At 38.3% G+C, this 9,094-nt stretch carries 6 protein-coding genes; 3 read left to right on the top strand and 3 right to left on the bottom strand.

Annotation, left to right across the window (positions count from 1 at the left end):
* Window positions 1-251: 251 nt before the first annotated feature.
* Window positions 252-3,551 carry a DNA polymerase II large subunit gene (gene polC / locus ACKI2P_RS03540; RefSeq protein WP_407375071.1) on the bottom strand — a complete coding sequence of 1,100 codons (3,300 nt, stop codon included), beginning with the start codon at window positions 3,549-3,551 and terminating at the stop codon, window positions 252-254.
* A gap of 180 nt (window positions 3,552-3,731) precedes the next feature.
* On the opposite strand from polC, the gene ACKI2P_RS03535 reads away from it, so the two are divergent.
* From ACKI2P_RS03535 to ACKI2P_RS03525, 3 genes are read left to right on the top strand one after another with little or no spacing between them, the layout of a single operon-like run.
* Window positions 3,732-4,850: a hypothetical protein gene (locus tag ACKI2P_RS03535; RefSeq protein ID WP_407375069.1), complete on the top strand. Its 1,119-nt coding sequence runs from the start codon at window positions 3,732-3,734 to the stop codon at window positions 4,848-4,850.
* A 33-nt stretch (window positions 4,851-4,883) separates the two neighbouring features.
* Window positions 4,884-5,354 (top strand): nucleoside deaminase, encoded by a 471-nt coding sequence (locus ACKI2P_RS03530; RefSeq protein WP_407375068.1) that lies wholly within the window; start codon window positions 4,884-4,886, stop codon window positions 5,352-5,354.
* Window positions 5,354-5,731 carry a GNAT family N-acetyltransferase gene (locus tag ACKI2P_RS03525; protein ID WP_407375066.1) on the top strand — a complete coding sequence of 126 codons (378 nt, stop codon included), beginning with the start codon at window positions 5,354-5,356 and terminating at the stop codon, window positions 5,729-5,731. Before ACKI2P_RS03530 ends, ACKI2P_RS03525 begins: the two co-directional genes overlap by 1 nt.
* 42 nt (window positions 5,732-5,773) lie before the next feature.
* Here the strand turns inward: ACKI2P_RS03525 and lysS are convergent, their stop codons facing one another.
* The gene (gene lysS / locus ACKI2P_RS03520) at window positions 5,774-7,357 is read right to left on the bottom strand and encodes a lysine--tRNA ligase (protein WP_407375063.1); all 1,584 of its coding nucleotides are present in this window, start codon (window positions 7,355-7,357) and stop codon (window positions 5,774-5,776) included.
* A 137-nt stretch (window positions 7,358-7,494) separates the two neighbouring features.
* Window positions 7,495-9,094 (bottom strand): Ig-like domain repeat protein (locus tag ACKI2P_RS03515; RefSeq protein WP_407375062.1); only part of this gene is annotated, 1,600 nt, incomplete at its 5' end.

The following is a 9,094-nucleotide window of genomic DNA, read 5'->3' as shown; positions in this document are numbered from 1 at the left end:
ATTCACACCATTTTCCTAGTTTTTTAAAATTTATTATCCTAGTTTGAGAGAGTGCTCTCTCAGATAGTATAGTATATGTTGGGACATGTATAATTATTGTTCGTTTTCATACGAACAACTTTCTACTTAATACATAGGTTCTCAAGGTATATAAAATGTTCGTCTTGCATCGAACATTATTAATATACTCTGAAATTTATTATATATTTAATATTAAAAATCAATAATCCGAGAGCATTTGATAAGTAATGTTAGAAGAACACATCCAAGGAACTCTGCTTGGACTTGTCACTTTCAAACAATGACTTGATACCGAACTCCTGAATTTCCAAACGTTGTCTCAAGTAAGGAGAAATTGGATATCTGTCAATAAGCTCCTGCGAAATTTCAAGATACTTTGTAACCGAACCCTTTGAAACTGAAAGGATTAGGTTTCCTCCGCACTTACCGCATTTTCCTGTAAGAGGCATCCTTCTGTATTTTGATCCGCACTTGGTACATCTGACCTTCTGTTTGGAAAACGCTCTTGAATTTCCCATAATGTCCGGCAGGAAATGAGAGGACAAGACCTTTTCAACAACTCCACGTTGGTCAACGGCCCTTATGGTTTCTGCAAGGGCAATCTGTGCTTCAACCTTTTCCCTCATTGAAGGCAAGGTCTTGTAAAGACAGATTGTCGGACCCGCATGGATATTTGATGTGTGATGGGAAAACATCAGTCCTTCATACTGCTTAGGAGTCCCCAAATGCATTTCAACATTGTCAATGTACTCCAAAACCTCAGCAGGCTTCAGTGGACTGTAGGTCTTTTCATAAAATTCCACAGGGAACCTTTCAAATATGTCCAGGTTGTGGGATTCGTCGTCTATCTCTTCCGGATCGATTCTGGTAGATAAAACTAAAGGAGCATCCATACTGCCTCCCCTAGTATTCGGTAAGTATGATTTTGAAAAGTTAAGGATTGCATCCAATAGTAGCATTATCGCATCTTCATCACTGTCACAGTTTCTACGTTTTGCTGAATGGAAATAAGGGTGAGCATAACATCCTAATGCCTTTGTAAAGCCCACTATCCTTCCAAGAACTCCTGCGGATGTGTGCGGTGCAAGGCCGGCTACAAGATGGCCAATCAGGTCACTTTTTTCCTTGACATTGTAGAATGGATCCATTCCATAAAACCTTGTCAGCTCGTCATCGATAAACTGTGCTGTTCTTAAAAGGTATTCTCCACAGTTGTCTGAAATAACAACGTCCTGAACTCTAAGTTCAACAATTTGATCTTCATTTTCAATTGGATTTCCATAGCAGTCCTTTTCATAACCCATTTCCTTGAGTTTTTCAACTGTAACTCCAATCTCCTTTGGAATGAAGTGTGTCAGCGGCAAATCTGTAGAGTCGTGACGTATGGTTCCGTCCTTGAATGTGAAAACTTCATTTTTTGCCCTGAGTATTCCTTTCTCAAGAGGTTCGGCCAATTTGGACTCTGAAATCATACCGACAACGCCCTTGACCTCATCCACTCTTCTCACCTTGACGTTGTCTGATGCCCTCTTAAGCATAGATGCAAGCTGAATACTCTTTTGGCGTGGAGGAATGACATCTGTCGGGCTTCCACATTTCGGACATAGGGAATTGTTTGAACTTACTCCGCATTCCGGATTTGTACATTTTCTGCTTCCCAGCTCAACTCTGATACTTCCTTTTTTGGCAGCTGTAGCAATAAGTCTTCTAGAACCTCCATAGTTTCCAATAGGGAAAAGTCCATGTGGTGCGGGTCTCATCAGTCTTTCTTTGGATTTTTCAGGTCTTCCTACACGTGTACCGATGTATGCAGGGGCCTTGTTTTTGATTTCGATAGGTGAAACCTCATTCACGGCTTCGATTGTGCTATCCTTTTTAGGAAGTTTTTTTGATAGGGTTACCAAAAGCGCATAGGCATGGTCCTTATCGATTACAATTTTGCTGTCTCTCACGGTATGGGGAACTCCAATGACTTCCAACACCCTTTTCGGATATGATAAATCCAGTTTGATTCCCTCATCAGGTTTGAAAGTTGATTTGGATGCCATCAGCAAATCAATCAACGAATTCAAATCGTCAATGGTCACGTCGTTATAGCAGTATGTGTATTTTGGATGGAGTGGTATTCCGTAATCTTTAGAAAGTGTAAGCGCTTCAATTGATGTGAGATAGTCATGTTCCAGTCTGTCCAAATCCAAATCATTGTTGTCCTTGTCAAACTTGTCGCTTGCGGTCAAAAGCTGAATCCACCATTCTTCACACCATCCTGAAGGATATAACGGTTGGTTGTTTCTTAAAAATTCTCCGAATGCAACAAGCATGTCTCCAAGAAAGAGAATTTCAACAACGTCCTTTTTGACTTCACGGGCCTTTTTCACGCTGTCAAGTATCAATACATCGCCGTTTTTAAGTTTCACTGTAGGTCCTTCAATTGAATCTACAGGAACAACACAGTTACCTTTTCCGGGATATTCGATTTTAAGCTGTGTTCCGACTGCCAAAAATTCAAGAAGTGCCATTGTGGCCGGATGGACTCCCATTGTTGCAAGACCAGTATTTCTGGAACGCCCATATCTCAATCTGAAGGCTCCCTTTTCTGAAGGGTATCCAAGAATTGGCCTTCCTCCAATGATATCCTGAATGTATTTAGGTTCACTTACAATGTCGGAATCTCCGCTGTCATCTGTTGATTCTGCGGTTTTTGGCTTTGAGTATTCCTCAAGCCAGTCCCAGTCAAGGCCAAGCTTATGAGCAATCTTTTTGATTTTTTTGGATTTCTGGATAACACCCTCAACCATCGCAAGAAGGGCTCCTCCACGAATGTTGTTTGTCTCTACACGTTCCAGGTCCCTGTGGGATACCTCAACCTGGTCAGTCTGTTCTCCTGATACCTCTACTGGAATGTGATTGGCGGCAAATCTCACTTCTTCTGGTGTTGGTGAGTATTGAAGATTTGTAACTTCGGATTCGTAAAGTTCAACTTCCTCTACATATCTTTCAATTTCATCTTCAATCGGCTTGAATTCATCGATACCTATGGCCTGTCTGATTTTATCACCTAAAAGCACAGCTAGAGCTGCCGCTGTACCTCCCGCACTTCTGATAGGTCCTGCAAAATAAACTCCGATATATTTTGTTCCGTCAAAGTTGTCTTTGATTTTAACGTCGGAAATTCCTTCAAGGGGTGCGGCTACCACTCCTTCAGTCAGGATTGCAAGGGCTGTTCTTAAACCTTGGTCGCATCTCTGTTCCTGATCCCATCCGGCCTTTTCGCCTACGAGTTCAAATTTGGAGGAAGCGATTTCTGCAGCAATCTCAAAGGCTACGGATTCCCTGTCCATATCCTTTTCCAGTTCCTTGATTCTTTGTGCCACGCCTTCAGGACCAACAAGCCCTTCCACTCTTTCTGCTAAATCCTTTGCAAGTGGCACTTCACTTTCGGTTTCAACATCTAACCCTTTAGACCTCGCCTGATTGGCAATATCGTATAGGTGATGGGTTTCTTTTTCCAATCTTTCAAAATAATCCATGGTATCTCCACAAGTTATAAAACTAATTTCAGTATTTACATATTAGTTTTTCATGATATTAATAATATTTGTCGTGTGAAAAATCATCATTAACAATAGTTAAATAGGTTGTCAAATATAACTAAATAATCAGTAATAGGATGTCGAACTTTAATTATTATTGCTATTTTGGTGATTTTAATGTCAGATGAAAAACCAATAAATTCTATGATTGGGAAAAAACTTAGTTTAAATTTAGATAAAATCAAAAATAGAAAATCAGAAGAACAAAATAAACCTTCTGAAGAACCTGTTGTTGAAAAAGTTGTCGAAAAAGCAGAAGAAGTTTCTAAAGAACCTGTTGTTGAAGAGGTTGCTGAAGATGCTGCAGTTGAGGAAGTTCCCGAAGAGGTTGAGGAATCTGTAATTGAGGAAGTTGATGAGCCTGCTGTTGAAGAAGTTCCTGAAGAGGTTGAGGAATCTGTAATTGAGGAAGTCGGCGAACCTGTTGAAGAGATTGTCGAGAAAAAAGTTCCTGAAAAACCTGTTGAGAAAGCTCCTAAAAAACCTGCTTCCGAAAAAACCAGTGAAAAACGTGATTTCAAACAACAATCTGATGATTTGAAAAGAAAACTAAAAGAAAAAGATGAAAAATTATCAAATCAGTCAAATGAACTCAACTATTTAACAAACAAAATCATACCAAAACTCAAAAAGGAAAATGCTGAGTTAAACAAGGTTAAAGTTGAGTTAACCAATGCACTGGAAAAAACCACTAGAAAATATTTCGACCAACTTGATATTAATGCGGACTTAAGTAATCAGATAGGTAAACTTGGTGCTGAAGGTGCTGTCAATAAAGTAAGGGCAGATAAACTGGAAAACGAAGTTAACACTATCAAAGAGGAACTCGAAGCAAAAATTGAAGAGTTAAGAAATAAATTGGCTGCTGTTGACGTTGAAGAAATCGAAAACGAAAATGCAAGATTAACCAGTGAATTGGATGATGCTAAAGAAAAATTGTCCGAATCCAGAAAGGAAAATATCGATCTTTCAGAGGAAGTCGACAAGCTAAGATCTGAACTCATCGAATTGGGTAATTATAAGGAAGAAGTGGACAGTGTCAACAAAAAACAGATTGACGCATACAAAGAAGAAATTTCTTCACTTAAAACTAGCCTTAAAGTTAAAGAAAGCAGTTATGACAAATTATCCAATGAAACAAACAAAACCATTTCCGATTTAAGAAAACAAGTTTCAAAACTTGAAGCTGATTTGGAAAAAGAATCCAACAAAGGATTGTTCAATAGATTAAGATGATTAATTTCATCTAATTTATTCTTTTTTTTTAACATGACTCAAGATAATTATTTTATGGGCGAAGCCATTAAGGAGGCCGAAAAGTCTTTATTGGAAGGTGGAATTCCAATAGGTGCCGTTCTTGTAAAAGGTGATGAAATCATATCCCAAGGCCATAACAGGTTGATTCAAAACGGTTCTGCCGTTCTGCATGCTGAAATGGATGCAATTGAAAATGCAGGCCGTCTTGATTATGAGGATTATATCGAATGCACATTGTATACGACACTGTCTCCATGTCCTATGTGTTCCGGTGCAGTAATATTGTATAACATTCCAAAGGTGGTTATAGGCGAGAACACCACTCTGATGGGTGCTGAAAATCTGCTGGAATCAAATGACGTTGAAGTGGTAGTATTGAATGATTTGAGATGCAGGGATTTGTTTTTGAAATTCACTTCAAAAAATCCTGAAATCTGGCAAAGGGAACTTGCGAAAGTGGGAAACACTACAGAGGTTAAATAATGGAAATAATTGTAACTGATGAAAGAGATGAAAGATTTATAGAATTCTGCGCATCATTTGGATGTGAAATCAATGAGCCACAGGTGGTGTTGCTTTTAAACAGCTTTTCCAAAATTGTAGGATGTGCAAGCTTCAAGGTTTATGATGCCGATTCCGCTGAAATCACTACGCTATTTTTAAATTCATATGATGAGCGTGAAAAAATCGCTTACAAACTGATAAGGCAGCTCGAGAAGATAGCAATGGACTATGAATTCAAAAATGTTGTTGTCAGTTTCGATTCAAAAGAAGATATTTTGATAGAAATATTTGAAAAACTTGATTATCAGTTTGAAGATGAACTTTTAATGAAAAAAGACTTTAAAAGTTTAATTTAATTTAATTTTTCATCTTATTTTAAAAATAAAAAAGGTTAAAGATTAAGCTTCTTGTCTTAATCTTTTTACAACAAAGTCTTTGTCTAAGGAAAGCAGGAATGATGCTGCTCTTGGACCTTGTTTTTGACCTAAAATCATTTTATAGATTGCCTGGAATCCTTTTTGTGGTTTGAGGCCTTGGCCTTCCAGGATTTCATACATCGCATCATGCAGCGCTGCCGCATCATCAAATTCGGTTGTTTCCATCAAATCTGCGAGATCACTTAAGAATTTGGTTTGCTCATCAGTCAATGGCAATTTAGGAACTTTTTTAGTTTGCACTTGGAATTTCACGAATTTAGGTGCATATGTATCCAGCCAATATTTGACGTTGTCAACCCTTTCACGGTATTGCGCCATTTCCAAGTCGGTCAAATCGCCAAATTCCTTATCTTTGAAGCTTTTGGTCAGCTGGGAGTTCCTTTTAAGGATGTCAAATATTTTTTCAAGATCGTCTCCAGCAATCTGATAAGCATTAACCAGGAATCTGAACGGTGGTCTGAATGGAAGAGGTGCATCTGGAGTCATCTGCACGATTTCATAGATTTCCTTGAATTTTCTGCCTTCTTTTTCTGATGGTGCTTCCACTTCATCGTAGAACACTTTTTCAACTGTATCGAACTGATCGATAAAGTCTAAGAATGGCATTTTAGGTGAGAAATCCTTTGCTTTCATAGGTTTTGACCTGAACAGGTAGTAGTGAAGACTTTCAGCAGGTCCTATTTTCAACCATTCTTCAGGTGCAAAGAAAACACCATGGGATTTACTCATGGCTTCACCGTCAAGTGTAATCCATTCGTATGGCACTGGATACGGTGCAGGATAGTCAAATATCTCTTCGGAGATGACGCTACTTACATCGTATGATCCTCCACTTGCAGCATGGTCTTTTCCGAACGGTTCGCATGTGGTTCCGAATATTTTCCATCTTGCTGCCCATTCAACTCTCCAGGTAAGTTTACCGTTTCCGGATTTGATGTCCATTTCTCCTTCGTGGCCACATTCACATCTGTATTTTACAATGTCACCATCGTAATCATAAGCTTGTGTAGTGTTTACTCTGCCACATTCTTCACATATCGGGTTGTATGGCAACCAGTCATCCGCTAGCGGTTCTCTTCTGTATTGGTTGAATATTTCCTTGATTCTTTCAACCTTTTCAAATGAGGTTCTTATGTAATCGTCATAGACTCCGGACTTGTACATTTCAAAACCGGATTTTGTTTCCATTTCTATTCCGTAGTCATCCATCACTGAAAGTAACGGTTTTTCAAAGTGCTCTACAAAGTTTGCACAGCATCCGTCAGGACATGGAATCATTGAGTATGGCATTCCTAAGTATTTGTCATAGGATTCAGGTAAAGGGTATGGGACTTTTCTGAGAGGGTCGTGGTCATCTGCAATCCAGATGGTTTTTGCTTTCTTTCCTTTTTCTCTTAATTTCTTTCCAATCCCATTAGCTACAAATATGTCGCAAGAGTTTCCAATGTGTATTGAACCTGAAATGGAGGTTCCACTTGCAATGACATGTTCTTCTACATCCATTTTGCTTAATTCATCAGCTATGTTTTCAATCCAGTGTGTCATCTATATTCACCATTTTAATAAAAAGATTATCATAAAATCAGTATGCAATTATTTTTGTTTCTATTACTATAAAAAGATTAGTTTAAATATTATTTGACTGATAAAAAAAGAAAAAAAGTTGTGAGAAAATTTCTCACTTATTTAATTGTTATTGTTACTTTTTTGCTTGCGCTTTTGTATGTGTTATCTCCTGCAAATTTGATAACACTTTGGAACTTGCCCTTCTTGGTCAGCTTAATGCTGAATGTGGCTTTTCCTTTAGCGTTGATTTTTGCTGTATATGTTTTGCCGTTTATTTTCAGAGTTACTTTTTTTCCTGCACTAAGATAGGTTTTACCGTCTGCAGATGATCCTTTGATTGTTTTTAAAGTGACTGTGTATTTTTTGGTTTTTGCAGTTGCTTTGTATGATTTGGCACTTGCAGTTATTGTTATTGGCTTTTTGACTACATTAATCTTTGCGGAAGCCAATGTTGCATTGTATGTTATGTTTCCAAGATAACACGGAGCGCAGGTGTAGTGGTTAGAATCCTTCAGGTTGATTTGAAGGCGGGCCACACCGTTTGCGTCTGTTGTCTTGTTGTGAACCCAACCGTTGATGGCAAATACTACGCTTTGATTTGCAAGAGGATTTCCGTTTGAATCAGTTAAGAGCACATCAAACATCGCTCCTCTTTCACCTGCCTTGTAATCAACGGCATAAACTTCCAATATGTAGCCGTTGCTTACATTGAATTGGGTAGCTAATTTTTCAAAATCTTCATTATCAAATCTAATAGAAGTGTTTGTGGCAAGATAAGTGCCGTTGCCTGCATAGTTGATTGCAATTAATTCTCCCTTTGCTCCTGCAATAATAAATGACCCGTCAGATTCTGTGAATGTACTGTTTGATACATTTCCAACTGAGTAATCAACAGCCGCATTTGAAACAGAATTGCCGTTTGCATCCACCAATGTTACGGTAATGTTTATGCCATCCGTTATGGTAATGTTGGTAAATTCTGTTGCGATGCAATTTGCTACGGTGAAATTGGACACGCTGTAAGCTGGAGTTTGGCTTTCATCACCTTCATAGATTACTACAATTCCGTGGTTGCCTGCAATGGCATTCCCGACAGCAACAGTAGCAGTGCCATTTTCATCCAATTGAACAATAAGTTTTTCATCGTCAACAAGGACATAGATATTTCCTGTTGCATTTGGAATTCTGATTTCAACAGTGACTGGTTCATTTAATTTTATCTCACCAATAATGACATCAATTTCTGATTTATATTTATCAACCATGAATTCTTTTGAAGCGGTTGATTTAAGGTAATTTTCATCGCCGTAATATACAACTGCAATGTTGTGTTTTCCAGCAGAAATGTTGTTTAATGAAATGTCTGCTGTGCCGTTTTCCAATGGCACTGTTCTTTCATCACCATCAATGAAAATGGAGATGTTTCCTGTCGCATTTGCAATGCTTATGTTTATGTCAAGAGCATCTCCTACTTTTATGTTTTCTGGAACTATGATTGTTATTGTTGTGTTTTGTTTTTCTGGTTCTGGTGTGATTTCTTCAGTTATTTCGATGTTTGTTGTGTTGTGTGAAGGATTGTGGCTTTCATCACCGTAGTATATGACGGCAATGTTGTGTTTTCCGGCAGTAATGTTTTCCACATTAAGTTTTGCTGTGCCGTTTTCCAGTGTCAATGAGCTTTCATCACCATCAAAGATGATTGTAATGTTTCCGGTT

Source organism: Methanobrevibacter sp. (assembly GCF_045541095.1).
Taxonomy (GTDB): Archaea; Methanobacteriota; Methanobacteria; order Methanobacteriales; family Methanobacteriaceae; genus Methanocatella.
This window is presented reverse-complemented; position numbering and strand designations above follow the sequence as displayed.

Coding starts and splice junctions, on each gene's coding strand:
- polC (WP_407375071.1), bottom strand. CDS start 3,551: ATGGATTATTTTGAAAGATTGGAAAAAGAAACCCATCACCTATACGAT.
- ACKI2P_RS03535 (WP_407375069.1), top strand. CDS start 3,732: ATGTCAGATGAAAAACCAATAAATTCTATGATTGGGAAAAAACTTAGT.
- ACKI2P_RS03530 (WP_407375068.1), top strand. CDS start 4,884: ATGACTCAAGATAATTATTTTATGGGCGAAGCCATTAAGGAGGCCGAA.
- ACKI2P_RS03525 (WP_407375066.1), top strand. CDS start 5,354: ATGGAAATAATTGTAACTGATGAAAGAGATGAAAGATTTATAGAATTC.
- lysS (WP_407375063.1), bottom strand. CDS start 7,357: ATGACACACTGGATTGAAAACATAGCTGATGAATTAAGCAAAATGGAT.